Below are 24,831 nucleotides of genomic sequence, written 5' to 3' on the forward strand. Positions count from 1 at the left end.
GAATTCAACCTTTGCGTGGGTGGGGCATAGACCCCACAGCAAGCCTGAGAGGAAAGCATCATGAGCCATCTGCTCGATCAACTGCGGTTCTTCAACCGCAAGCAAGGCGAGTTCTCCGAAGGTCACGGAGAAACTCGCAAAGAGTCGCGCGACTGGGAGAACGTCTACCGTTCGCGTTGGCAGTACGACAAGATCGTGCGCTCCACCCATGGGGTGAACTGCACCGGCTCCTGCTCGTGGAAGATCTACGTGAAAAACGGCCTGATCACCTGGGAAACCCAGCAGACCGACTACCCGCGCACCCGTAACGATCTGCCCAACCACGAACCACGCGGCTGCCCACGGGGTGCCAGCTACAGCTGGTACATCTACAGTGCCAACCGTCTGAAATACCCGAAAATCCGCAAGCCTCTGCTCAAACTGTGGCGCGAAGCGCGTCAGAGCATGGCACCGGTCGAGGCCTGGGCGAGCATCGTCGAGAACAAGGCCAAGGCTGATTCGTACAAGAGCAAGCGCGGCATGGGTGGTTTTATCCGCTCCAGCTGGGACGAAGTCACCGAGATCATCGCTGCCGCCAACGTTTACACCGTCAAGCAGTACGGCCCTGACCGGGTAGTGGGCTTCTCGCCGATCCCGGCGATGTCGATGGTCAGCTACGCTGCCGGCGCGCGCTACCTGTCGCTGATCGGCGGCACCTGCCTGAGCTTCTATGACTGGTACTGCGACCTGCCTCCAGCATCACCGATGGTCTGGGGCGAGCAGACCGACGTGCCGGAATCGGCCGACTGGTACAACTCCAACTACATCATCGCCTGGGGCTCCAACGTTCCGCAGACCCGTACCCCGGATGCGCACTTCTTCACCGAAGTTCGCTACAAGGGCACCAAGACTGTGGCAATCACTCCCGACTACTCGGAGGTGGCCAAGCTCACCGACCTGTGGCTGAACCCGAAACAGGGTACCGATGCGGCCCTGGCCCAAGCGTTCAACCACGTCATTTTCAAAGAGTTCCACCTCGACAAGCCAAGCGCCTACTTCACTGAGTACGCCAAGCGCTACACCGACTTGCCAGTACTGGTGCTGCTCAAGCCGATGCTTGGCACCGCACCGGGCGCGGGCTACCAGCCTGACCGCTTCCTGCGCGCCTCGGACCTGGCTGACAATCTGGGCCAGGACAACAACCCCGAGTGGAAAACCATCGCGCAGAATGCTGACGGTGAGCTGGTTTCACCGCAAGGCTCGATCGGCTATCGCTGGGGCGAGCAGGGCAAGTGGAACATTCTGGCCCGTGAAGGCGGCGCCGGCCGCGAAATCGACCTGACCCTGAGCCTGATCGGTGGCGACGTCGCCGAAGTAGCGTTCCCGTACTTCGCCGGTGAATCCCATGAGCACTTCCAGCATGTGGCCGGTGATGCCGTGCAGTACCGCCGTGTACCGGTGCGCAGCCTGACCCTGGCTGATGGCAGCCAGGTCAAGGTAGCCACTGTGTTCGACCTGTCGGCGGCTAACCTGGCAATCGACCGTGGCCTGGGTGGCGCCAACGTTGCGCGTGACTACGACGACGCCAATGTACCGGGCACTCCCGCCTGGCAAGAGCAGATCACTGGCGTGAGCCGTGAGAAAGCTATCCAGATTGCGCGCGAATTTGCCGACAACGCCGACAAGACCCGTGGACGCTCGATGATCATCGTCGGTGCGGCGATGAACCACTGGTACCACATGGACATGAACTACCGCGGGCTGATCAACATGCTCATGCTCTGCGGTTGTGTCGGTCAGACCGGTGGTGGCTGGGCTCACTATGTAGGCCAGGAAAAACTGCGCCCACAATGCGGTTGGCTGCCATTGGCCTTTGGCCTGGACTGGAGCCGTCCGCCTCGGCAGATGAACGGCACCAGCTTCTTCTATGCCCACAGCTCGCAGTGGCGCCATGAAAAAATGAACATGCACGACGTGCTCTCGCCCCTGGCTGACAAGAGCCAGTTCCCCGAGCATGCGCTGGACTACAACATCCGCGCCGAACGTGCCGGCTGGCTGCCTAGCTCGCCACAGTTCAATACCAACCCGCTGAAAATCGCTCGCGACGCGGCCGCCGCCGGCATGACGCCCAAGGACTATGTAGTCAAGGGCTGGCAGGACGGTAGCGTGCGCTTTGCCTGCGAACAGCCGGACAACCCGGTCAACTTCCCGCGCAACATGTTCGTCTGGCGTTCCAACCTGCTGGGTTCGTCCGGCAAGGGCCACGAGTACATGCTCAAGTACCTGCTGGGTACTCGCAACGGTGTGATGAACGAAGACATCGGCCAGGTCGGCGACTGCAAGCCGATGGAAGCCGAATGGGTCGACGATGGTGCCATCGGCAAGCTCGACCTGGTGACTACCCTGGACTTCCGCATGTCCTCCACTTGCGTGTATTCCGACATCGTTCTGCCGACCGCTACCTGGTACGAGAAGGACGACATGAACACCTCGGACATGCACCCCTTCATTCACCCGCTGTCGGCCGCCATTGATCCGGCGTGGGAATCACGTTCGGACTGGGAGATCTACAAAGGTATCGCCAAAGCCTTCTCGCGTATGGCCGAAGGGCATCTGGGCATTGAGCAGGACGTGGTCAGCGTACCGCTGATGCACGACAGTGTTGGCGAGCTGGCCCAGCCGTTCGGTGGCACTGACTGGAAAACCGCCGGTGTTGCACCTGAGCCGGGCAAGAACGCGCCGAACCTGCAAGTGGTCGAGCGCAACTACCCGAACATCTACAAACAGTTCACCTCCCTTGGTCCACTGCTGGACAAGCTTGGCAACGGTGGTAAAGGCATCAACTGGGAAACCCAGGAAGAAGTCGATTTCCTCGGCGAACTGAACTACCGCGAGAAAGAAGAAGGTATCAGCCAGGGTCGGCCGAAAATCGATACAGCAATCGATGCTGCTGAAGTCATTCTTTCGTTGGCGCCGGAAACCAACGGTCATGTGGCGGTCAAGGCCTGGGCAGCATTGTCCGAGTTCACCGGTATCGACCACAGCCACCTGGCGTTGCCAAAGGCTCACGAGGCCATCCGCTTCCGCGACATCCAGGCGCAGCCACGCAAGATCATCTCCAGCCCGACCTGGTCGGGTCTTGAAGACGAACATGTCAGCTACAACGCCGGCTACACCAACGTTCACGAGAACATCCCATGGCGCACCATCACCGGCCGCCAGCAGTTCTATCAGGACCACCCATGGATGCAGGCCTTCGGCGAGCAGTTGATGAGCTACCGTCCGCCGGTCAACACCCGCACCATCGCCGGTGTGAAGGGCAAGCGCAGCAACGGTGAAACCGAGATCGTTCTGAACTGGATCACTCCGCACCAGAAGTGGGGCATCCACAGTACGTACACCGACAACCTGCTGATGCTCACCCTGAGCCGCGGTGGCCCGATTATCTGGCTCTCGGAGATCGACGCCAAACGCGCCGGTATCGAAGACAACGACTGGGTCGAATGCTTCAACGTCAACGGTGCGTTGACCGCCCGTGCGGTGGTCAGCCAGCGGGTCAAGGAAGGCATGGTGATGATGTACCACGCCCAGGAACGGATCGTGAACGTCCCCGGTTCGGAAACCACCAAGACCCGCGGCGGCCACCACAACTCGGTTACCCGTGTGGTGCTCAAGCCCACCCATATGATCGGCGGCTATGCCCAGCAGGCCTATGGGTTCAACTACTACGGCACGGTCGGTTGCAACCGCGATGAATTCGTCGTGGTGCGCAAAATGGCCAAGGTCGATTGGCTCGATGGTTCGCGTGGCGATGAGCTGCCACGTCCTCTGCCAACCGATATTGAATAAGGAGTGCTGTCATGAAGATTCGTTCACAAGTTGGCATGGTCCTGAACCTGGACAAATGCATTGGCTGCCACACCTGTTCAATCACCTGCAAAAACGTCTGGACTAGCCGTGAAGGCATGGAATACGCATGGTTCAACAACGTTGAGACCAAGCCAGGTATCGGCTACCCCAAAGAGTGGGAAAACCAGGATAAATGGAAGGGCGGCTGGGTACGCAACAGCAACGGCTCGATCTCGCCGCGTATTGGCGGCAAGTTCCGCGTGCTGGCGAACATTTTTGCCAACCCGGACCTGCCTGGGCTTGACGACTACTACGAGCCGTTCGACTTCGACTACCAGCACCTGCACACCGCACCGCTGGGCGATCACCAACCTACCGCGCGGCCACGCTCGGTGGTGTCTGGCAAGCGTATGGAAAAAATCGAATGGGGCCCGAACTGGGAAGAAATTCTCGGTACCGAGTTTGCCAAGCGCCGCAAGGACAAGAACTTCGACAAGATCCAGGCGGACATCTACGGAGAGTACGAAAACACCTTCATGATGTACCTGCCGCGTCTGTGCGAGCACTGCTTGAACCCGGCCTGTGCAGCATCGTGCCCGAGCGGTGCGATCTACAAGCGTGAGGAAGATGGCATTGTCTTGATCGACCAGGAAAAATGCCGTGGCTGGCGGATGTGCATCAGCGGCTGCCCGTACAAGAAGATCTACTTCAACTGGAAAAGTGGCAAATCCGAGAAGTGCATTTTCTGCTACCCACGTATCGAAGCCGGGATGCCGACGGTTTGCGCCGAAACCTGCGTTGGCCGTATTCGCTACCTGGGTGTGCTGTTGTACGACGCCGACCGCATCAGCGAAGTGGCCAGCACGGCCAACGAGCATGACCTGTACGAAAAACAGCTGGAGATTTTCCTCGACCCCAACGACCCGGCAGTCATTCGCCAGGCCCTGAAGGATGGCGTGCCGCAATCGGTGATCGACGCTGCACAGCGCTCGCCAGTTTACAAAATGGCGGTTGACTGGAAGCTGGCCTTGCCACTGCACCCTGAGTACCGCACGCTGCCGATGGTGTGGTACGTACCGCCACTGTCGCCAATTCAGAACGCCGCAGCCGCTGGCACCGTGGGCATGAACGGGGTTATCCCGGATGTCGACAGCCTGCGTATTCCACTGCGCTACCTGGCCAACCTGCTCACCGCCGGTGACGAGAAGCCGGTGAAACGTGCCCTCAAGCGTTTGCTGGCCATGCGTGCCTACAAGCGTTCCGAGCAGGTTGAAGGTGTGCAGGACCTGCAAGTGCTCAAAGACGTTGGCTTGAGCGTGAATCAGGTCGAGGAAATGTACCGCTACCTGGCCATCGCCAACTACGAAGACCGCTATGTAGTACCTAGCGCTCACCGTGAAGAAGCAATGAGCGATGCGTTTGCCGAGCGTTCCGGTTGTGGCTTCAGCTTCGGCAGTGGTTGCAGTGGTAGCTCCGACACCAACATGTTCGGTGCCAAGAAAGCCAACCGCCGCGACATCCTCAAAACCGTGCAGTTGTGGGAGGACTGAGTATGCGCATTCTTAAAGTGATTTCGTTGCTGCTCGATTATCCAACCGAAAGTCTGGTGGCCGGGCGCGATGAGCTGGAACTGGCCATTCATCAGTCGCGGGAAATCAGCCCGAACCAGCGCGGCGCGCTGTTCGAACTGCTCGAACTGATCTGTAACAACGACCTGATGGATGGCCAGGAGCACTACGGCGCACTGTTCGGTCGTGGTCGCTCGCTGTCACTGTTGTTGTTCGAGCACGTGCATGGCGAATCGCGCGACCGTGGCCAGGCCATGGTCGACATGCTCGCCCAGTATGAAGACGCCGGCTTTGCCATCGGCGTCAAGGAGCTGCCGGACTACATTCCGCTGTACCTGGAATACCTCTCGACCCGCGACGACCTGGAGGCCCGCGAGGGCCTCGCAGATATCGCCCATCTGCTGGCGCTGCTCGCTGCACGCCTGGAAGAGCGCGAGAGCGGATATGCCAGTTGCTTCCGTGCGCTGCTGCAAATCGCCGGTTCCGAGCCGCATCAAGCGGTGGCTGATCTGCGCGAACAAGTAGCGGCCGAGCAGCGTGATGACTCACTCGAAGCCCTGGACAAAATCTGGGAAGAAGAGGCAGTGGACTTCCTCAAGGCCGAGCAGCAGGAGCGCTGCAGCTCGCTGCCAAGCGCCCCTGGCAAGGCACGGGAGGAAAGTGCGGTACCGCTGCATTGGGTCGATTTTCAGCAACAAGGGCAGGCCAGCGCGCCGGCCGGGGAGGTAAACAATGTCTAAATGGAATCTGTTGGCGTTCGGGGTCTATCCCTATGTAGCACTGGCTATCTGCCTGCTGGGCAGTTGGGCGCGTTTCGACCTGTCCCAGTACACCTGGAAGGCCAGCTCGAGCCAGATGTTGTCGAGCAGTGGCATGCGTGCGGCCAGCAACCTTTTCCATGTCGGTGTGCTGTTTGTACTGGCGGGGCACTTTGTGGGCCTGTTGACCCCGGCGTCGGTCTATCACCATGTGATCAGCACTGAGAACAAGCAACTGCTGGCAATGGTCTCCGGCGGCTTTTTCGGCCTGCTGTGCCTGATCGGCCTGATCATGCTGATTCACCGTCGCCTGACCAACCCACGGGTTCGCGCCACTTCAAACACCTCGGACATCCTGATCCTGGTGGTGTTGCTGGCGCAGTTGGTGCTTGGCCTGCTGACCATTGTTGCTTCGACCGGCCACATGGACGGCTCGGTAATGGTGATGCTGGCGGATTGGGCACAGAACACCGTGATGTTGCGTCCAGTGGAAGCGGCAGCAGCCATTGCCCCGGTCAGCCTGGTGTACAAGCTGCATGTGTTCCTGGGCCTGACCCTGTTCGTACTGTTCCCCTTCACCCGTCTGGTGCACATCGTCAGCGCACCGATCTGGTACCTGGGACGTCGTTATCAAATCGTTCGGCAGAAAATCTGAGGAGACAGTCATGTCAAGCGGATGTGGATGTGGCGGCGGTAGTGGCGGTGGCGGTGGTTGTGCCTCTTCATCGGTGCAAGAACCGGTGCCGAGCGTGGAGCCGGTGGTGGTTGAGGCCGAGGCCCCGGCCCAACTGATCGCCAGCAGCGAGCAGGAATGGCCGATCATCAGCGTCAATGAGGTGCCGATCAGTGCCCAGGCTATGGCCCAGGAACTGCAGTATCACCCGGCGCCCGACCGCGAGGAAGCGGTGTTCATGGCCGCCCGCGCACTGGTGATCCGCGAGCTGTTGCAACAGCGGATCGCCGAGCTGGGTTTGACTTTGCAGGTTGGCCCTGGCGATAACGAAGAAGAGGCGGCCACGCGATTGCTGTTGGAGCGCGAGGTGCAGGTGCCTGAGTGTGACGAGGCGACCTGTCAGCGTTACTACGAAAGCAACCGTGGGCGCTTCCACAGCGCACCGTTGCTGGCGGTTCGGCACATTCTGCTGGAATGTGCGCCGGACGATGCCGAGGGACGCAGCGAGGCACTGGCTCAGGCTGAAATCCTTCAGCAACGCCTGGCGCAGTTTCCCGAGCAGTTTGGTGAACTCGCACTGAAGTACTCTGCCTGCCCGTCGAAGGCTCAGGGGGGGGAACTGGGGCAGATCAGCAAGGGTCAGACCGTGCCTGAACTGGAGCGCCAGTTGTTCACCCTGGCTCAGGGGCTGGCTGACAAGCCGTTGGAAAGTCGTTATGGCTGGCACGTGCTCAGCGTCGACCAGCGTATCGAAGGACAGCAGTTGCCCTATGAGGCGGTAGCAACAGCCATCCGTACTCAGTTGCAACAAGGCGTCTGGCAAAAAGCGGTGGTGCAATACCTGCAAACGCTGATCGGTGCTGCGGACATCCGCGGTATTCAGCTGCAGGGTGCCGATTCGCCGCTGGTGCAGTAACCGGTTCGACAAGGGGAATGTGATGAGCACTGTGATGCAGGATGGATTCGGGCGGCAGATCGATTATTTGCGGATGTCGGTGACCGATCGTTGTGATTTTCGCTGTGTGTACTGCATGGCCAAGAACATGACTTTCTTGCCGCGTCAGCAGGTGTTGACCCTGGAGGAATTGCAGCGTCTGGCAACGCTGTTTGTCGGCCAGGGGGTTCGCAAGATTCGCCTGACCGGGGGGGAGCCGTTGATTCGTCCGGGTATCGTCGATCTGTGCCGTCACATTGCCGCCTTGCCGGGTTTGCGTGAGTTGGTGATGACCAGCAATGGTTCACAGTTGCAGCGTTTGTCGCGGCCGTTGGTCGAGGCCGGGGTCAAGCGCATGAATATCAGTCTCGACAGTCTGGATGCCGAGCGGTTTCGGGCGATTACCCGTAACGGTGATCTTGATCAGGTGCTGCGTGGTATCGAGACTGCCAGTCGCGCCGGGTTCGAACGGGTCAAGCTCAATTGCGTGGTGATGAAGGGGCGCAATTTCGATGAGGTGCTGCCGTTGGTGCAGTTCGCCATTGATCAGGGTATCGATATTACCTTTATCGAAGAGATGCCTTTGGGCGAGGTGGGTCGTTCACGGGGTGAGTCGTTCTGCTCCAGTGAGGAGGTTCGCGGGCTGGTTGCCAGTCGTTATGCCTTGCTCGACAGTGCCGAGAACAGTGGTGGGCCGGCACGTTATGTGCGGTTGGTTGAACATTCTGATACGCGTATCGGCTTCATTTCGCCTAACAGCCATAATTTCTGCGCCAGTTGCAATCGGGTGCGGATGACGGTGGAGGGGCGGTTGTTGTTGTGCCTGGGCCAGGAGGATTCGTTGGATCTGCGAGGGTTGTTGCGGCGCTATCCATTGGATGATCAGCCGATTGTCAGTGCGGTGCAGCAGGCGTTGCGGGGGAAGCCGTTGCGCCACGACTTCAATCCTGATGGAGAGGTACAGATTTTGCGGTTCATGAATATGAGTGGCGGGTGAGGGCGTGCGCTTGGCCGGGGTGAAGGACCTGCCCCACCAGGGGCCCTGCGCTGCGCTTCGGGTCCCCTCGCTGCAGATTGAGATCAAGAGCACAACTGACTGTGCTCTTTTTTTTTGTGTGCGTGGGGAATGGTTTTTTGCTTTCCCCTGGTCTTGACGTCGGTCAATTTTGCGCGGTGCGTTTGCACGTAATCTCCACTGCATATTGTGTTTTTTGGTTTATAAACATCTATATGTAGTGTTTGGAGGGTAAATGCACAGCACGCTGATCAGGGTGGGGAATAACCAGCTGTATAAGCGCGACGGCAGTTTGGTTGCTTTTGATGCCGATAAGATTCGTCAGGCTCTGATTGCTGCCGGGAAGGCTACCGGTGAGTACGCTGAGGTTGAGGTTGATGGGTTGTTGGCGGCGGTGCTGGCGCATCTTGAAAATTTTGCGCAGTTGCATGTAGAGCAAGTACAGGATCGGGTCGAGCGGGTGTTGATGGACGCCGGTTATTTTCTGTCGTTGCGCGCGTACATCGTTTATCGCGAACAGCACGGGCGTTTGCGTCGTGATCGCAAGACGCTGGTCGAAGTCGCAACATCGATGAACGAGTACCTCAACCGCGAGGACTGGCGGGTGCAGGCCAATGCCAATCAGGGCTATTCCCTTGGCGGGCTGGTACTTAATGTGTCCGGCAAGGTCACGGCCAATTACTGGCTCGATGAGGTCTACAGCGAAGCCATAGGCCGCGCGCACCGTGAAGCCGACTTGCATGTGCACGACCTGGATATGCTCGCCGGTTATTGCGCGGGCTGGTCGCTGCGTACGCTGTTGCACGAAGGCCTCAATGGTGTGCCCGGGCGCGTCGAGGCTGGTCCGCCCAAGCACTTGAGCAGCGCCCTGGGGCAGATGGTCAATTTTCTCGGTACCTTGCAGAACGAGTGGGCCGGGGCGCAGGCGTTCAGTTCCTTCGATACTTACCTGGCACCCTACGTGCGCAAGGATCGACTCGGCTACGAAGAGATCCGCCAGGCCATTCAGGAGTTCATCTACAACCTCAACGTGCCATCGCGTTGGGGCACGCAAACACCGTTTACCAACCTGACGTTCGACTGGGTTTGCCCGGAAGATTTGCGCGAGCAGATTCCGGTGATTGGCGGTGAGGAAATGCCGTTCGCCTACGGTGAGCTACAAGCCGAAATGGACCTGCTCAACCGCGCCTATATCGAAGTGATGCAGGCCGGTGATGCCAAGGGTCGGGTGTTCACCTTTCCTATTCCGACCTACAACATTACCCATGATTTTCCCTGGGACAGCGAGAACGCCGAGCGCTTGTTCGAGATGACTGCGCGCTACGGTTTGCCATATTTCCAGAACTTCCTCAATTCCGACATGCTGCCAAACCAGGTGCGTTCGATGTGCTGCCGCCTGCAACTGGATGTGCGCGAGTTGCTCAAGCGCGGTGGGGGGTTGTTCGGGTCGGCGGAGCAGACCGGTTCGTTGGGGGTGGTGACGATAAATTGCGCGCGTCTGGGCTACTTGTTCAAGGGTGATATCAAGGGGCTGCTGGAGCGTCTCGATACCTTGATGGAATTGGCCATGGAAAGCCTGGAGGTCAAGCGCAAGGTGATCCAGCACCACATGGACGCAGGTCTATACCCCTATACCAAGCGTTACCTGGGCACGTTGCGCAATCACTTCTCTACCATCGGCGTTAACGGCCTGCACGAAATGCTGCGCAACTACAGCGATGACCAGATGGGCCTGCATACCGAGCAAGGTCGGCGATTTGCCCTGAATCTGCTGGACCATGTGCGCGCTACCCTCGTGCGGTTCCAGGAGGAGAGTGGCCACCTTTACAACCTTGAAGCGACCCCGGCTGAAGGCACGACCTACCGCTTCGCCAAAGAAGACTTCAAGCGTTTTCCCGGCATTCTCCAGGCCGGCAGCCCACAGGCGCCGTACTACACCAACTCCTCGCAACTGCCGGTGGGCTATACCGACGATCCGTTCGAGGCGCTTGAATTGCAGGACGAGTTGCAGTGCAAGTACACCGGCGGCACGGTGCTGCACTTGTACATGGCCGAACGTATTTCATCAGCCCAGGCCTGCAAGCAATTGGTTCGCAATGCACTGGGACGCTTCCGCTTGCCGTACCTGACCATTACCCCGACGTTCTCCATCTGCCCGGTGCATGGCTACCTTGATGGCGAACACGAATTTTGCCCCAAGTGTGACGAGGCACTGTTGCTCGCGCAGCAGGACGGCACTGTTCACTGATCCGATCAATTCAACGCAAGGAGCTTCACCATGACTGCACTGCAAACCCTACCTGTGGCACAACGTCAACGCTGCGAAGTCTGGACCCGCGTGATGGGCTATCACCGCCCGGTGTCGGCCTTCAATCCAGGTAAACAGTCCGAGCATCGCGAACGCCAGCACTTTACCGAGTGCTCGGCATCGGCCGGGCGTCAATGACCCGAGCGTTACGGGTCGGGGGCATGGTGCCCCTGACCACCCTCGATTATCCGGGCAAGTTGTCCTGCGTCTTGTTCTGCCAGGGTTGCGCCTGGCGTTGTCGTTACTGCCATAATCCTCAACTGATTGGGCCGCGTGGCGCCGAGGAAGTCCCTTGGCACCAGGTATTGGCGTTCTTGCAGCGCCGCCAGGGCCTGCTCGATGCGGTGGTCTTCAGTGGTGGCGAGGCAACGTTGCAGGACAGCCTGCCGGAGGCAATGGCGCAGGTGCGGCACATGGGCTTTGGGGTTGGCCTGCACAGTGCAGGTATCAAGCCGCAGGCCTTTGCCCGGGCGCTGTCGGGGGCCGATTGGGTTGGCTTCGACGTCAAGGCGCTGGCCGAAGAGTGCGCATTGATAACCCGAGTGCGCGGCAGTGGTGTGGCCAACTGGCGCAGCCTGGATATGCTCCTGGACAGTGGCGTGGATTACGAATGCCGGACTACGGTGCATTGGGATCTGATCGATCCGGCTCGGTTGTTGACCCTGGCCCAGCGCTTGAAAGAGCGTGGGGTAGAACACTTCGTCGTTCAGCAGGTACGCACCGCGCAGATGCTCGATATGAGCCTGCCGAAGGTATCCATGCACGCCGCATTACCTGCGTTATGGGACACCCTCGGCGAGTTGTTTGCGCAGTTCGAGGTGCGCGGCTAAGGCTTAGAGCCAACCCCAGAATTGCAGCCACCAGCCATAACCGACGACGCTAATGGCTGCCAGTAAACAGGCGCCTGCTACACCGCGTCGGAACAGGGAGGTTTTCTGGCCTGCCAGAAGCTTCCCTCCCAACCAGGCACTCCAGAGCATGGCCGCAATCAACAGCGCGGCCCTGGCAGGTTGCACCCACTCCAGCAACAAGCCTTCATAGCGCAGCAGCTTTACCGTGGTTGCCGACAGGCCGAGAAACAGCCCGGCGCCGCCGAGCGGCGTGAGTGCCAGGCTCAGGGGGCCAAACATTTCAGCTTGGCCGACAAGTCGGGCCGCCAGGCGCAGCAAGAGCCATAGGCCCGTGCCCAGTATCAGCGCACTGGCGCTCAGGTACAGCAGAATGCTGAAGCCATCGAGCCAACTGAAGCTGTCGTTGAGTTGTGGGTAATGGGTCAGCAGCCACCAAGGCGCGTTGTCGTGCAGGGGCCAGAGAATATCGTGCTCCACCAGCCACTGCGCCAGGTATTGCTTGAGCGCGATGAACCACGGGCTGACGGTCCACTGGAATGCACCCATGGCCAGGCCAATGACGCCGAACAGCAACAAGCGGCTGTCCCAGGGAGACGGCGTGTGTGTGATGGAATGAAGAATTTCTTCGTTGCTGGAGCGGGCAATCAGTTGCACCGCACCGCGTTGCCCGCTGCATCGGCCGCAGGCGTGGCAGTCGCTGGCGCCCTGCATCCGGCGAATATCCAGGAGCGGGGCACAGTTGGGCGGGGGCAGGCGTGCGGCGGTGTTCTCCTTCCAGCGTTGTTCATCGACGTGAAAGTGTACGGGCGCCAGGCGGGCGAGCAGGGCAAAGACACCACTGACCGGGCACAAGTAGCGGCACCACACCCGTTTGCCGCGTGCAAACAGCAAGCCGACGACAACGGCGGCTACGGTCGATCCTCCGAGTATCAGCAGGGCCGCCTGGGCGTAGTCGTAAACGCTGATGAGTTGGCCATACACGGTGGTCAGGCAGAAGGCCAGGGCGGGCCAACCGCCCCAGCGCACCCAGCGGGGTACACCCATGCCCTTGCCATACTGGCTGGCCCATTCGCTCAAGGAACCTTCCGGGCACAGCACGCCGCACCACAGGCGTCCGAAGAGCACAATCGACAGCAGCACGAATGGCCACCAGATGCCCCAGAACAGGAACTGGGCGAACAGGGTGAGGTTGTCGAGCATTCGTGCCTGGCTATCAGGCAAGGGCAGCAGCGCTGGTAGCACCAGCAGCAGCGCGTAGAACAGCACCACCGCCCATTGCATGACCCGAATCAGCCCGGCATGCCGACGCATGCCATCACCCAGTTGTTGCAACAAGCGATTGCGCAAACTCAGGCTGGACATGGGCTGGCGCCTGTTCTGCGCTGTACCAGCCAGCAACCTACACACAGCCAATAACCTGCCATTACCAGCAAGGTCAGGGCGCTCGGGCTTGCGCGGTAGCCGGCAAAGCCTGCGAGAAATGCGCCAAAGCCTTGGCTATCGCTGAGAAACCTACTGGTGTCCCAAAGCGCATCGCCAACCAGGGCGTAAGCCATTTCGGGTAAATCCATGGCCAGCAATTGACCGCTGATGCGCTCGACTGCACTGACCAGCAAAGCTGCAGCGAGCAACAGCAATACAGCCTCGCTCAAGGCAAAGAAGCGCCGCCAGGAAATGATCCTGCGACTGCTGTGCAACAACACGATGGTCAACCCCGACAGCACCAGTCCGGCAACACCGCCGAGGGCAAATTGGCCCAATTGTGCGCCTTGCAGGCGGGCGGCGGCACCGTAGAGAAAGACCACCGTCTCACTGCCTTCGCGGCTCACTGCCAGCATCGCGAGCAGCAATAGTCCGATACCGCCCTGGCGGGCCAGTTGCTGGTCGGCATGCCGTCGCAGGTTGTCGTTGAGGGAGTGCGCATTGCGGCGCATCCAGGCGACCATTTGTACCATCAGCACGCTGGCAACCAGCGCCAGGCCGGCCTGGAACCACTCACTGGCGGCGCCGCTCATGGCATCACCGGCGAACAGGATCAACAGCGCCAGCATGCCCGAGAGCAGCAGGCCCAGCGCGACTCCGGTCCAGAGAAACTTGAGCAGACGCTGGCCGCGTTCCTGCTGGCTGACCCAGGCCTGAAGGATGCCGATCACCAGCAGCGCCTCCACGCTTTCGCGCCAGACAATAAACAGTGCTTGATTCATGATGACTCCCTGCACCCAGGCTATTGCGCCTGGATTGCGCCCTCGGGCAGTTGCGGATTGAATTCATCGAAGAAGGGGTAGCGGCCGGGCCTCAACGGGTGAATGACGACAAAAGTCGTCACCCCGGGCGAGAGAACTTTCTCTACCCGTAAGGGCGTGCTTTCAAATTCGGCCGGACCTTCACCCTGGTTTTTCAGGATGATCTTGAATCGCTGTCCGGCCGGTACTTCCAGCACCGCAGGGGTGAAGTAGCCGTCTCGCAATATCAGCTCATAGGTAGGCAGCGGCGCCGCTGCCAGCGAAGTGGTCGCACCGGCCAGAATCAAGCAGGCCAGGCGTCGGTGTACGCGGGCCAGCCTACTGGGTGCAGGGTGGTCTGAGGATAGGGTGTTCATTCAATAGCCACCTTTCTTGCCTATGCCGGCGTAGACAAAGGTGTAGTGCAGCTCACAGCGCTCGAACCACGGCTCGACTCCGGTTTCCTTGTCGGTATGACGACCGAGCGAGCCGTGGCCGCTGGGCGGTAACACGGTAAAGGTCAGTTCGTACTTGCCTGGACCCTGTAGTTTGACGTTGTCGCCGTAGTGCGGGCCGTCATTGGCGACCATGGCATGGAAATCACCGCTGATGGGGGTATCGCTGCCTTGCTTTTTCAAGCTGAAGGAGACGTTCAGGTAAGGCACGAAACTGCCTTCCTGAAAGCCTTGGCGGTTATCGGCGGTGGCGCGGATGTCGGCTTCCAGGTGCACATCGGATTCGGCGGTAGGGCGCATCATGCCCGCCGGGGCCATTTCGATAGGCTGCAGATACACCGCGCCGACCTCCAGGCCTGGGCACATTTGTGGTTCCCCGATTGGGTATTCCTTGGCCTGGGCCAGTGGGGCGATCAGAAGCAAGGCGAGTGACAGCGAGAAAGGGGTGCGCATGACGACTTCCTGGGTACTGATAAAAGAGGAAGCCAGTCTAGGAAGCTTGCACGTGAATAATAATGATTATTATCAATTTTCCGCGAAATGGCTGATCAAACTTGATCTACATCAAGGGCAAAACTGCCGCGCAGCCCTAACGTAGAAGCTCGCCCATCGCCTGTCTGGGGAATCACATGGCTAAGCCCTTTCCTGTCAGTCCGAAGCATCCCGAACGGATCTGTTGGGGATGTGATCGTTACTGCGCAGCCAACGCCCTGGCCTGCGGCAACGGCGCCGATCGGACCATGCATCCGGTAGAGATGTTTGGCGAAGACTGGAACGAGCAGGGTGATTTTGGCTTGGGCTTGCCTGGCAGTGACAGCGATGCTGTGCAATCGCCAGGCAAACCGGTGGTGCTGCAGGGGCATTGATGGCTGGGGTGACATACTGCTAGCCCGTAAATGGTGCTCAGAACACCTGCTGGCGTCTGTCCAACTGCTGATCAACCAACCACTTGCCATGGGCAAGTGAGGCGTGTTGAGCGTTTTCCAGGTCTGCCAGATAGGCCATTTTTATCGGAAGCGGCAGACGCCGACTGGTATGGCCTTCAGGGTCGGTAATCAGGCAGCCGCCAGCGAAGGGCGTAGGAATGCCTTCGTGGGTTTCGACACTGGCGGTAATGGTGTGATTGCGGTGCACGCATTGAAGGGTTTTCATCGTCCTGACCTCGCTGCTGGGTATCGATAGCTCGTCGTGATTAAACGCTCCTCGTTCAAGATGCAGGCTAGGCTGCTCTTTCGGGTATACCACAGTAGCGGCCCAGCATGATCTGGGCCGACGAACGTAAGGCTTCAGCGAAAAACCGGTACCACTTCGTTGATGAACAGCGCCAGGGACTTTTTCTTCTCGGCATGCGGCAGGCTGTTGTCGCACCAGAAACTGAACTCATCCACGCCCAGCTCCTGGTAGTAGCGGATGCGTGCAATAATTTCCTCAGGCGTGCCGATCATGGTGTTCTTGCGGATGTTTTCCAGCTCGAACTCTGGACGCTCCTTGAATTTCTCCTCAGGGCTCGGCGCCAGGAAGCCATTGACCGGCACCTGCTTATTGCCAAACCAGGCATCGAAGGTACGGTAGAAACGGGAAATTGCCTGGGCGCCGACTTTCCAGCCATCGCTATCGTCCGCACTGTGGACGTGAGTGTGACGCAGCACCATCAGTTGCGGGCGCGGGACATCGGGATTATTGGCCAGTGCGGCTTCAAATTTGTTTTTCAGGTCCAGTACTTCTTCGTCACCCTTCATCAGCGGGGTGACCATCACATTGCAGCCGTTCTTGACCGCAAAGTTGTGCGAGTCCGGGTCGCGGGCGGCAATCCACATCGGTGGCATGGGTTTCTGGATCGGCTTGGGCACACAGGTGGAGGTCGGGAACTTCCAGATGTCACCGTCGTGGGCATAGTCCCCCTGCCACAAGGCACGCACCACCGGCACCATTTCGCGCAGCGCTTGCCCACCCTCGGAGGCCGGCATACCGGCGGCCATGCGATCGAACTCGAACTGATAGGCGCCGCGCGCCAGACCCACTTCCATGCGACCGTTGCTGATCACATCCAGCAGGGCGCATTCGCCGGCCACCCGCAGGGGGTGCCAGAACGGCGCGATGATCGTTCCCGCGCCCAGGTGAATCGTGGTTGTACGCGCTGCCAGGTAGGACAGCAGCGGCATCGGGCTTGGCGAGATAGTGTATTCCATGGCGTGGTGTTCGCCGATCCACACGGTACTGAAACCGCCGTCTTCGGCCATCAGGGTCAGTTCGGTCAGGTCTTCGAACAGCTGGCGATGGCTGACCTGTTCATCCCAACGTTCCATGTGTACGAACAACGAAAATTTCATGACGCATTCCTCGGATCTTGTTGTAGGTCGCCTGTCGGATCAGGCGGCATGACTCTCGACCTGCGCCGGGCGCCTGTCGTAAGAATAGTGTCAGGCAAACGCGGGCAGCGCCGCCATCTTGCCGCGGCAGTACACCAGGGGGCTGGGTGCCCGTTCGGGAACGATGAGGTTCTTGACCGCGCCTACCATGATGGCGTGATCACCACCTTCATATTCGCGCCATAGTTCGCATTCGATGATTGCCGTGGCGTTTGCCAGCAGGGGGTTGCCCAGCGCACTGAGGGTCCATTCGATACCTTCGGCTTTATCTTTGCCCTTGCGCGCGAAGGCATAGGCTTCGGCTTGTTGGGCGCCCGAGAGCAGATGAATGGCAAAGCGCTTGTTGCGGATCAGCACCGGGTAGGAGTCGGAACTGTAGTTGGGGCAGAACAGCACCAGTGGTGGATCCATGGACAGCGAACTGAAGGCGCTTGCAGTTAGACCGACGATTTGGCCGTCGTTATCCAGGGTGGTGATGACGGTGACGCCGGAGGGAAAGGAGCCCAGGACGTTTTTATAGACAGTTGCGTCGATCATGGTGTGTTCCTCGGAGTGCGGCGTCGGGCCGCTGTTCTTGTCTTGTGTGTCTGATGGTATACCGTAATATCTAGATTGCAAGGGGAATTTTTGCGCGGTGCATCCACCCGATGAATGGGTTAAACCGCCGAATTTGCTGGGCTAAACGCTATATGGGGCAGTTTTTAGCTAGCAGGAAAGCAGATCAGTTGCAGGTAAAAGAAGCGGCTCAGTCTTGTGCAAATGTTGGAATACCATAATATGGTCTTCAGCTGAGAGGCCGCTTCGAGCACTCCGCGCGGTTTCCTACAAAGATAAAAACAGAACCTTTCGAGCCTATTGCCCATGTCCCAGCCGTCTTCGCAACACCAGTTGATCGAAAACCATACGGTCGATTACGTACCGCCTGCCGAACGCCATGGGAAGGCGCGAGACTTGTTCACCTTGTGGTTCAGCACCAACATCGCGCCTCTGCCAATTGTCACCGGTGCCATGGTGGTACAGGTGTTCCACCTGAATCTGTTCTGGGGAATGCTGGCGATTGCCCTCGGGCACTTGCTTGGAGGCGTGGTGATTGCCCTGGCATCGGCACAGGGGCCGCAAATGGGCATTCCGCAGATGGTCCAGAGCCGCGGCCAGTTCGGTCGCTACGGTGCACTGTTGATTGTGTTCTTTGCCGCGATCATCTACGTCGGCTTCTTCATTTCCAACATCGTCCTGGCCGGCAAGTCGATCCACGGCATTGCGCCGAGTGTGCCGATGCCGGCGGCGATCATCCTCGGCGCCTTGAGCGCCACGGCAATCGGCGTGATCGGTTATCGCTTCATCCACACCCTCAACCGCATCGGTACCTGGGTGATGGGCAGTGCATTGCTGGCGGGATTTGTGATGATGTTCGCCCAGGAGCTGCCTGCTGACTTCTACACCCGCGGCGGATTTAACCTGTCCGGTTGGATTGCCACCCTGTCATTGGGGGTTATCTGGCAGATCAGCTTTTCGCCTTACGTTTCCGACTACTCGCGCTATCTGCCTCGGGAAGTCGGGATTGCCCGGCCATTCTGGGCGACTTACTTTGGCGCTACGCTGGGGACCATCCTGTCATTCAGCTTTGGCGCTGTAGCGGTGCTGGCGGTACCGGAAGGTACTGAGGCAATGGTTGCGGTCGAGCAGGCCACCGGTTGGCTGGGGCCGGTGTTGATGGTGTTGTTCTTGCTCAACATCATCAGTCATAACGCCCTGAACCTTTATGGTGCTGTGCTTTCGATCGTTACCTCGATCCAGACCTTTGCCAGCGCCTGGACACCCAGTATCAACGTGCGAGTGGTGTTGGCCAGTGTGATTCTGCTCGGCTGCTGCCTGGTGGCCTTGAGCGCCTCGGCAGACTTCATTTCCCACTTCATCGGCCTGATTCTGGCGTTGCTGCTGGTGCTCGTGCCGTGGGCGTCGATCAACCTGATCGATTTCTACCTGATCAAACGTGGTTGCTACGACATTGCCTCGATATTCAGTGCTGATGGCGGCATCTATGGGCGTTTCAATGCCCACGCGATCATCGCTTACGCGTGCGGCATTCTTGTGCAGTTGCCGTTTGCCAACACTTCCTTGTATGTGGGGCCTTACGCCAATCTTGTCGACGGGGCGGACCTGTCCTGGCTGGTAGGATTGTTGGTGACGTGTCCGCTGTATTATTGCCTGGCCACCCGCGAGCAGACGCGGGGCCTCAGTGGCCTTTGGACGGGCAGCGGTCGGTAGTGGGGTGGATGTAGGCAAGAAGTGCAAGGAGGGCGGCTTTGCAGCCAATCGCGGAGCAAGCTGCTCCGCGATCGACTCCGCACCGGCTAACCACTGATCAGTGGTTCAGAACTCGGTAGGCTGGATGATCTCGACCCAGTAGTCGTCCGGGTCCTTGATGAACGCCAGGTGCTTCATACGACCGTCGCTCAAGCGCTTCTGGAAGGTGACGCCCAGTTGCTCGAAGCGCTCGCAGGCTGCGCGGATGTCCGGCACTGAGATACAGATATGGCCAAAGCCACGTGGATCGGTGTTGCCGTTGTGGTAGGCAAAATCAGGATCGTTTTCGCTACCGTGGTTATGGGTCAGCTCAAGGATCCCGGGGATCGACTTCATCCACTCTGTGCGCTTGCCAGCATCGGCAGGGATCTGTGCCTTATCGACCAGGGCGAGGAAGTACAGGCTGAACTCGGCTTCAGGGAAGTCACGTTTTTCCACCAGGCTGAAACCCAGGACGCGTGTGTAGAAGTCCAGGGATTTGGCAACGTCCTTGACGCGCAGCATGGTGTGGTTGAAAACGAAATTCTGGGTCGCGGCATCCGGTTGCGCGGTAACGCCCGCAAGGGTGTCGAGATGGTTCAGGCTCATGGGTTCTCCGCTTGAAGAGGCTGGCAGCGTTTGTGCCAGCAAAACAGTCAGGGCCACATGATACGGAAGTGAAGCGATTGCGCAAACCAATTGCGCCCCGCCTTCAGGGGGCGGGGCGCAAGAATTAGAAGCCCGCCGAGGCGGGCGTATGGGGCGCTAGTCCGTTAGCAGTCTTCATCCTGAGTCAATGGATGTGAAAAAAGTGTGAAGGACGCTTTCACGAACGCAACCAACTGTCGACGGTCTGCGCGCCGTACTGTTCCTTCCACGCTTTGAGGCCGCGGTGGTTACCACCTTTGGTTTCGATCAGTTCGCCGGTGTGCGGGTTTTCGTACACTTTAACCACCCGCGCACGACGTGTTCTAGGAGCGACTACCGCACTTTTTGCCCCAGCCTTTGGGTCTAGAATGGAAATGATGTCGCGCAGGTTTTTACCGTAGCTACCCATCAGGTCGACAAGTTTGCGCTCAAACTCGATTTCGCGTTTGAGGCCAGCATCCTTTTTCAGTGCTTCCAGTTGCGCCATCTGTTCTTTTAGCGCTTTTTCGGCTGCACGGAACTCTGCAAGTCTGGACACAATCATTACTCCTTTATGTCTGCAGTGGCGCGGCATGGGCAAAATCAAGAAATAATCTTAATGAGGCCGCCTGCACTGGGGTGGGGAATCATCACACTAATAATGAGTGTAGTAGTCCCTTGGCGGCGGGTAAACAAGGGAAATATTCTGAAGCCGGCGTGGAACTTTCTTACTTGTGTGCACGGTAATACCAAATAACTAGTCAATTGCCTCTCGCTGACTTGGACAAAGGTCCAATGGCGCGTGCTAGAGCGGTTTGAGATTATTCGTGATTGGCCTCGACCTGTAAGGCAGCGGATCTAGTACTGCTGCCCACAAGGCCTGCAGTTGATTTGTCATCCATTCTTTCGGATTTTGCATTCCATGTTTGCCCCCTTTCCCCTAGCACCCGGACGCGGCCTTGCTGGCCTGCTCGCAATGTTGACTGCCGCTTCCACTCAGGCAGCCGGCTTTCTTGAAGACAGCAGTGCCAAAATCGAAGCGCGCAATGTCTATTTCAATCGAGACTTTCGCGATGGACATGTCAGTTCCAGCCAGGGCGCCTCGAAACGCGAAGAGTGGGCGCAGGGATTCATTCTTAATGTGCAGTCCGGTTATACCCAGGGACCTGTGGGCTTCGGTGTCGATGCCCTGGGGATGCTGGGGATCAAACTCGACTCCAGTCCGGCTGACAGCAACAGTGGCTTGATGCCGTCCAGCGGCAATGACCCGCGCGGGTCGGTGGACCAATACGCAAAACTCGGTGTCGCCGGCAAAATGCGCTATTCCAGGACGGTGCTCAAATACGGCTCGATGCTGCCCGATATGCCGCTGCTCAAGTACAACGATGGCCGCTTGCTGCCAACCATGTTCCAGGGCGCGATGCTCACCTCCGAGGAAATCAACAATCTCAAGTTCAGTGTCGCGCGCCTGGACAAGTACACCGCACGGGACTCAACCGACCGCCAGGACATTCGTGTCCACTGCAAGAACAAGCGTTATGCCTGTAACACCAGCGCTGATCATTTCGATATGGCCGGCGTCGAGTACACTTTCAACGAACGGTTAAGCGCGCAGTATCAGGTTTCCAAACTGGAAAACATCTACCGCCAGCATTTTCTGGGTGTGCTCGCCAGTCAGCCATTGAGCGTCGGTACGGTGTCGGCCGATATGCGCCTGATCAAAAGTGATGACATTGGCAATGCCCGCGCAGGAGAGATCGAACATCGCGCCTTCAGCGGCATGCTTGGCTACAGCCTGGGTGGGCACAAGATCAGCGCCGGCTGGCAGCGCATGTATGGCGAAAATGCCATGCCTTATCTTGATGGCAGCAACCCTTACCTGGTCAACTATGCCCAGGTCAACGACTTTGCCGCTGCCCAGGAACGCTCCTGGCAGTTGCGTTATGACTATGACTTCAAGGCCATCGGTGTGCCGGGCTTGAGCTTCCTGACCCGTTACATCAACGGTGATCATATCAAGGTGCCGGGCAGCCAGGCCGAGGGCAAGGAGTGGGAGCGCGACAGCGAACTCAAGTATCAAGTGCAAAGCGGCACCTTCAAGGATGTCAGCGTTCGCCTGCGCAACTCCACCTATCGCAGTAACTATGAGAAGTGGGCCCGGGATATGGATGAAACGCGGGTCATCGTCAGCTACAACTTCTCCATCTGGTAAGCGGCGCATTGCCACTGCCTCTCGGTCAGTCGACAATGGCGATTGGCCGAGCCGTGGAAGGCATTGTAATGAAAACGCTGCTGTTGATTGGAATCGGGCCGGGCAATCCGCGCCAGATAACCCTGGAAGCTATCGACGCACTGAACCGGGCGCAGGTGTTTTTCGTGCTCGACAAGGGCCAGGTGAAAGACGAGTTGCTGCAAATGCGCAAGGAGATCCTTGAACGCTACGTGGAGCATGCGGATTATCGTCTGGTGCAAGTCGAGGATCCCCAGCGCGATGGCAGCGCCAGCGACTACGTCGGTGCCGTGCAGGACTGGCACCACAAGCGCGCCGCGCTTTATGCGCAGTTGATCGACAACGAGCTGGCCGAGAGTGAGTGCGGGGCATTCCTGCTTTGGGGCGAACCGACGCTGTATGACAGTACGCTGCGCATTCTTGACCTGGTACAGGAGCGCGGCGTCGACATCGAACTGCATGTCATCCCCGGTATCAGTAGTGTGCAGGCCCTGGCCGCAGCCCATCGAATTGCCCTAAATCGTATTGGCGAGCCGCTGACCGTACTGCCTGGCCGGCGTCTTGCCGAACAGGCGCAGATCGACAACCTGGTGGTGATGCTCGATGGTCAATGCGCATTCGCCGCATTGGATGATCCGCACGTGCTTATCTATTGGGGCGCTTACCTCGGAACGGACGACCAGATGTTGATCTCTGGGCCGTTGCGCGAGGTTCGCGAGCAGATTCTTGCGCAGCGCGAGCAGGCGCGCGCGCGCAAGGGTTGGATCATGGACACTTATCTGCTGCGTCGACCGCTGTAGCAAGACGGTTCTTCGCCTCGATCCATTGCGCCATGTACTGGGTACTTTTGTGCTGGTGGTGACGCAGCATGGCGCCGGTGAAGTTGAACAAGCGGTGCTGGTCCAGATCGTCCAGGGCGTATTCGATACGTTCGACCAGGGCGGTGCTGTGCTGGCGGCGATCATAACGAGCCTTGAGCAGTTGCAGCCCCTGTTGCTGTGCCTGTTGCCAGCGGGCTTCGTCGTTGTAAAGTTGCACGGCGGCTTCGGCCAGGCCTTCGCCGGTGCCGGCCACGGCACCTGGCCAGGGCAGGGCGCCGTGCATGGCTTCGGCGCCGATGGGGGTGGTCACGCTGGGCGTGCCGCAGAGCATGGCGTCAGTCAGTTTACCTTTGATGCCGGCACCAAAGCGCAGCGGCGCCAGGCAGATACGCGCATTGCCCATTACTTCCAGGGCGTCTTCGGCCCAGTTCATGATGTGAAAACCTTCGCCAGGTTTGTGCAGCGCTGTGGCTTTGGGCGGCGTGTAGGCGCCGTAGATGCGCAATTGCGCCTTGGGCAGGTGGCGGCGGATGATCGGCCACAGGGTATTCTTCATCCACAGTACGGCATCCCAGTTAGGGGCGTGGCGGAAGTTGCCAATGGTGAGGAAGTCGGCACGCTCGGCATAAGGTTTGAAGGGTTCGCTGGGCACATCGACCATAAGCGGACACCAGTGCAAGAGATGCTCGGGAACACCAAAGCCATTGATGAGCAGGTCGATTTCGACATCGGAGATCATCAGGCTCAAGTCGCTACGGTAGATGGCCGCCAGTTCCCGCAGTGTCAGGTCAGCGCCAGCCATCTGTCGATACAGGTCGGGGCCGGAGGTGGCGAACAGTTCGCGAAAGTCGTTGGGGTCCAGCCCTTCGATCAGACGGCGGCGCAACAGTTGCTGGCGGGCATCGCGCAGACTTTGCAGATCTGAGGTTTCCAGCACGCGCAAGGCATTGGGGCAGTGCTTTTCCACACGCCAGCCGAATTGCTCTTCCATCATGAAACGATCGAACAGCACGACATCCGGGGCCAGTTCACTGACGAAGTGGTCGAAACTGCTGTCATTGAGCGTGATGGCCTGCTCGGCGATACCCAGCTCGACAAGGTTCGCCTTGTGCTCGCCGATTGCTGCCGGGCTGCTGAACGTCACCTGCCAGCCACGCTGCACAAAACTTTCGAGGATTTGCATCATGTGCCCGCCGGCAGCCGAAGAGCGCGGTTCGGGCCAGACGTAGCCGATGACCAGGACGTTGAGCGTGGGCTTGAGCATGAGCGAGGGTAGCCTTGGAAAAAGCACCCATTCTACAACGAATCGTCGGTTTCCACGGCCGCCAGGATATGTTTTACCTTGTCACGCAACGTATCGATGCCGAAGGGTTTGCTGATCATGTACATGCCATTCGGTATCTCGCTGGAATCCCCTAGGCCGCTGGCGAAAAGAATGGGCAGCAGGGGCCTGGCTTCTCGCGCCTTGCTCGCCAGTTCATTGCCGCTCATGCCTGGCAGGCCGATGTCAGTCATTATCAGGGCCAGTGCCTGGTTTGGGTCCTGAAGAATTTTCAGGGCCGCTTCACCATCCTGGGCGACGATGACGGTGTAATCCAGAGCCTCCAGCACATCGGCGATCAACGCGCGCACGGTTGGATCATCCTCTACAACCAGCAGGGGTGGGGCAGATGGGGGCATGATCAAGGTCCTGTATAAGTGTTTGTTTCTATTCTGTATGCCGGGTTCGGGGATAAGTTCCCGATTTGTTGTGCAGAATAGCGATTTGCGAAAAAAACAGGGAACGATTGCTACAGAGCACTCTCAAATGCTGGCTAAATGCCCTGTCGAAAATGACAAAGCTGTTTAGACTTGGGGTGGAAAGTAGACTATTTACTCGGATAATC

The 24,831-nt window shown here is 58.8% G+C and carries 22 protein-coding genes and 1 pseudogene; 12 read left to right on the top strand and 11 right to left on the bottom strand.

Features of this window, described 5'->3' with window-relative positions; translation table 11 throughout:
- The first annotated feature begins 60 nt into the window (after positions 1-60).
- The 8 genes and pseudogenes from D3Z90_RS10585 to D3Z90_RS10625 all read left to right on the top strand — a co-directional run bounded on the left by D3Z90_RS10585 (position 61) and on the right by D3Z90_RS10625 (position 11,914).
- Positions 61-3,828: a nitrate reductase subunit alpha gene (locus tag D3Z90_RS10585; protein ID WP_136475686.1), complete on the top strand. Its 3,768-nt coding sequence runs from the start codon at positions 61-63 to the stop codon at positions 3,826-3,828.
- Between the two features lie 11 nt (positions 3,829-3,839).
- Positions 3,840-5,378: a nitrate reductase subunit beta gene (gene narH, locus D3Z90_RS10590; protein ID WP_136475687.1), complete on the top strand. Its 1,539-nt coding sequence runs from the start codon at positions 3,840-3,842 to the stop codon at positions 5,376-5,378.
- A 2-nt stretch (positions 5,379-5,380) separates the two neighbouring features.
- Complete coding sequence (narJ, locus tag D3Z90_RS10595) at positions 5,381-6,136, top strand: nitrate reductase molybdenum cofactor assembly chaperone (protein ID WP_136475688.1); 756 nt, start codon at positions 5,381-5,383, stop codon at positions 6,134-6,136.
- Positions 6,129-6,809, top strand: coding sequence for a respiratory nitrate reductase subunit gamma (gene narI / locus D3Z90_RS10600; protein WP_136475689.1), 681 nt, complete (start codon positions 6,129-6,131; stop codon positions 6,807-6,809). Before narJ ends, narI begins: the two co-directional genes overlap by 8 nt.
- A gap of 10 nt (positions 6,810-6,819) precedes the next feature.
- A complete protein-coding gene (locus D3Z90_RS10605; protein ID WP_136475690.1) occupies positions 6,820-7,743 on the top strand; it encodes a peptidylprolyl isomerase in 924 nt (307 codons plus the stop codon).
- 22 nt (positions 7,744-7,765) lie between these two features.
- The gene (moaA, locus tag D3Z90_RS10610; protein WP_136475691.1) at positions 7,766-8,758 is read left to right on the top strand and encodes a GTP 3',8-cyclase MoaA; all 993 of its coding nucleotides are present in this window, start codon (positions 7,766-7,768) and stop codon (positions 8,756-8,758) included.
- Positions 8,759-9,011: 253 nt separating this feature from the next.
- Positions 9,012-11,222, top strand: a pseudogene (locus D3Z90_RS10615) (ribonucleoside triphosphate reductase).
- Positions 11,219-11,914 (top strand): anaerobic ribonucleoside-triphosphate reductase activating protein, encoded by a 696-nt coding sequence (locus D3Z90_RS10625; protein WP_256658346.1) that lies wholly within the window; start codon positions 11,219-11,221, stop codon positions 11,912-11,914. The pseudogene D3Z90_RS10615 and the gene D3Z90_RS10625 overlap by 4 nt, the downstream one beginning before the upstream one ends.
- 3 nt (positions 11,915-11,917) lie before the next feature.
- Here the strand turns inward: D3Z90_RS10625 and D3Z90_RS10630 are convergent, their stop codons facing one another.
- The 4 genes from D3Z90_RS10630 to D3Z90_RS10645 are packed head-to-tail and all read right to left on the bottom strand — an operon-like array spanning position 11,918 to position 15,065.
- The gene (locus D3Z90_RS10630; RefSeq protein ID WP_136475694.1) at positions 11,918-13,297 is read right to left on the bottom strand and encodes a 4Fe-4S binding protein; all 1,380 of its coding nucleotides are present in this window, start codon (positions 13,295-13,297) and stop codon (positions 11,918-11,920) included.
- Positions 13,285-14,139, bottom strand: coding sequence for an FTR1 family protein (locus D3Z90_RS10635; protein WP_136475695.1), 855 nt, complete (start codon positions 14,137-14,139; stop codon positions 13,285-13,287). Before D3Z90_RS10635 ends, D3Z90_RS10630 begins: the two co-directional genes overlap by 13 nt.
- Positions 14,140-14,159: 20 nt before the next feature.
- Complete coding sequence (locus D3Z90_RS10640; protein WP_136475696.1) at positions 14,160-14,534, bottom strand: cupredoxin domain-containing protein; 375 nt, start codon at positions 14,532-14,534, stop codon at positions 14,160-14,162.
- A complete protein-coding gene (locus D3Z90_RS10645; protein ID WP_136475697.1) occupies positions 14,535-15,065 on the bottom strand; it encodes an iron transporter in 531 nt (176 codons plus the stop codon). It lies immediately after the preceding gene.
- Between the two features lie 176 nt (positions 15,066-15,241).
- Between D3Z90_RS10645 and D3Z90_RS10650 the strand changes: the two genes are divergently transcribed.
- Positions 15,242-15,478: a DUF3079 domain-containing protein gene (locus D3Z90_RS10650; protein WP_136475698.1), complete on the top strand. Its 237-nt coding sequence runs from the start codon at positions 15,242-15,244 to the stop codon at positions 15,476-15,478.
- 37 nt (positions 15,479-15,515) lie between these two features.
- On the opposite strand, the gene D3Z90_RS10655 is transcribed toward D3Z90_RS10650, so the two are convergent.
- The 3 genes from D3Z90_RS10655 to D3Z90_RS10665 all read right to left on the bottom strand — a co-directional run bounded on the left by D3Z90_RS10655 (position 15,516) and on the right by D3Z90_RS10665 (position 17,518).
- Positions 15,516-15,764 (bottom strand): hypothetical protein, encoded by a 249-nt coding sequence (locus D3Z90_RS10655; protein ID WP_136475699.1) that lies wholly within the window; start codon positions 15,762-15,764, stop codon positions 15,516-15,518.
- 134 nt (positions 15,765-15,898) lie between these two features.
- Positions 15,899-16,942, bottom strand: a complete 1,044-nt coding sequence (locus tag D3Z90_RS10660) for an LLM class flavin-dependent oxidoreductase (RefSeq protein WP_136475700.1) — start codon at positions 16,940-16,942, stop codon at positions 15,899-15,901.
- 90 nt (positions 16,943-17,032) lie between these two features.
- Positions 17,033-17,518, bottom strand: coding sequence for a flavin reductase family protein (locus D3Z90_RS10665; protein ID WP_136475701.1), 486 nt, complete (start codon positions 17,516-17,518; stop codon positions 17,033-17,035).
- A gap of 324 nt (positions 17,519-17,842) precedes the next feature.
- On the opposite strand from D3Z90_RS10665, the gene D3Z90_RS10670 reads away from it, so the two are divergent.
- The gene (locus D3Z90_RS10670) at positions 17,843-19,249 is read left to right on the top strand and encodes a cytosine permease (RefSeq protein WP_136475702.1); all 1,407 of its coding nucleotides are present in this window, start codon (positions 17,843-17,845) and stop codon (positions 19,247-19,249) included.
- Between the two features lie 105 nt (positions 19,250-19,354).
- Here D3Z90_RS10670 and gloA read toward each other — a convergent pair whose 3' ends face one another.
- Both gloA and D3Z90_RS10680 read right to left on the bottom strand, forming a co-directional pair.
- The gene (gene gloA, locus D3Z90_RS10675) at positions 19,355-19,876 is read right to left on the bottom strand and encodes a lactoylglutathione lyase (protein ID WP_136475703.1); all 522 of its coding nucleotides are present in this window, start codon (positions 19,874-19,876) and stop codon (positions 19,355-19,357) included.
- A gap of 217 nt (positions 19,877-20,093) precedes the next feature.
- Entirely contained in the window at positions 20,094-20,453 is a 360-nt protein-coding gene (locus D3Z90_RS10680; protein WP_136475704.1) for a histone-like nucleoid-structuring protein, MvaT/MvaU family, read from the bottom strand.
- 363 nt (positions 20,454-20,816) lie between these two features.
- Between D3Z90_RS10680 and D3Z90_RS10685 the strand changes: the two genes are divergently transcribed.
- Positions 20,817-22,106, top strand: a complete 1,290-nt coding sequence (locus D3Z90_RS10685; protein ID WP_136475705.1) for an OprD family porin — start codon at positions 20,817-20,819, stop codon at positions 22,104-22,106.
- Between the two features lie 68 nt (positions 22,107-22,174).
- On the top strand, positions 22,175-22,924 hold the full coding sequence (gene cobF / locus D3Z90_RS10690) for a precorrin-6A synthase (deacetylating) (protein WP_136475706.1): 750 nt from the start codon (positions 22,175-22,177) through the stop codon (positions 22,922-22,924).
- Here cobF and D3Z90_RS10695 read toward each other — a convergent pair.
- Together D3Z90_RS10695 and D3Z90_RS10700 are read right to left on the bottom strand one after the other, a co-directional pair.
- Positions 22,890-24,209, bottom strand: coding sequence for a glycosyltransferase (locus D3Z90_RS10695; protein WP_136475707.1), 1,320 nt, complete (start codon positions 24,207-24,209; stop codon positions 22,890-22,892). The two genes, cobF and D3Z90_RS10695, sit on opposite strands and share 35 nt — an antisense overlap.
- Before the next feature lie 32 nt (positions 24,210-24,241).
- Positions 24,242-24,625 (bottom strand): response regulator, encoded by a 384-nt coding sequence (locus D3Z90_RS10700; RefSeq protein ID WP_136475708.1) that lies wholly within the window; start codon positions 24,623-24,625, stop codon positions 24,242-24,244.
- Between the last annotated feature and the right edge of the window lie 206 nt (positions 24,626-24,831).

The organism is Pseudomonas sp. DG56-2 (assembly GCF_004803755.1).
Classification (GTDB): Bacteria; Pseudomonadota; Gammaproteobacteria; order Pseudomonadales; family Pseudomonadaceae; genus Aquipseudomonas; species Aquipseudomonas auratipiscis.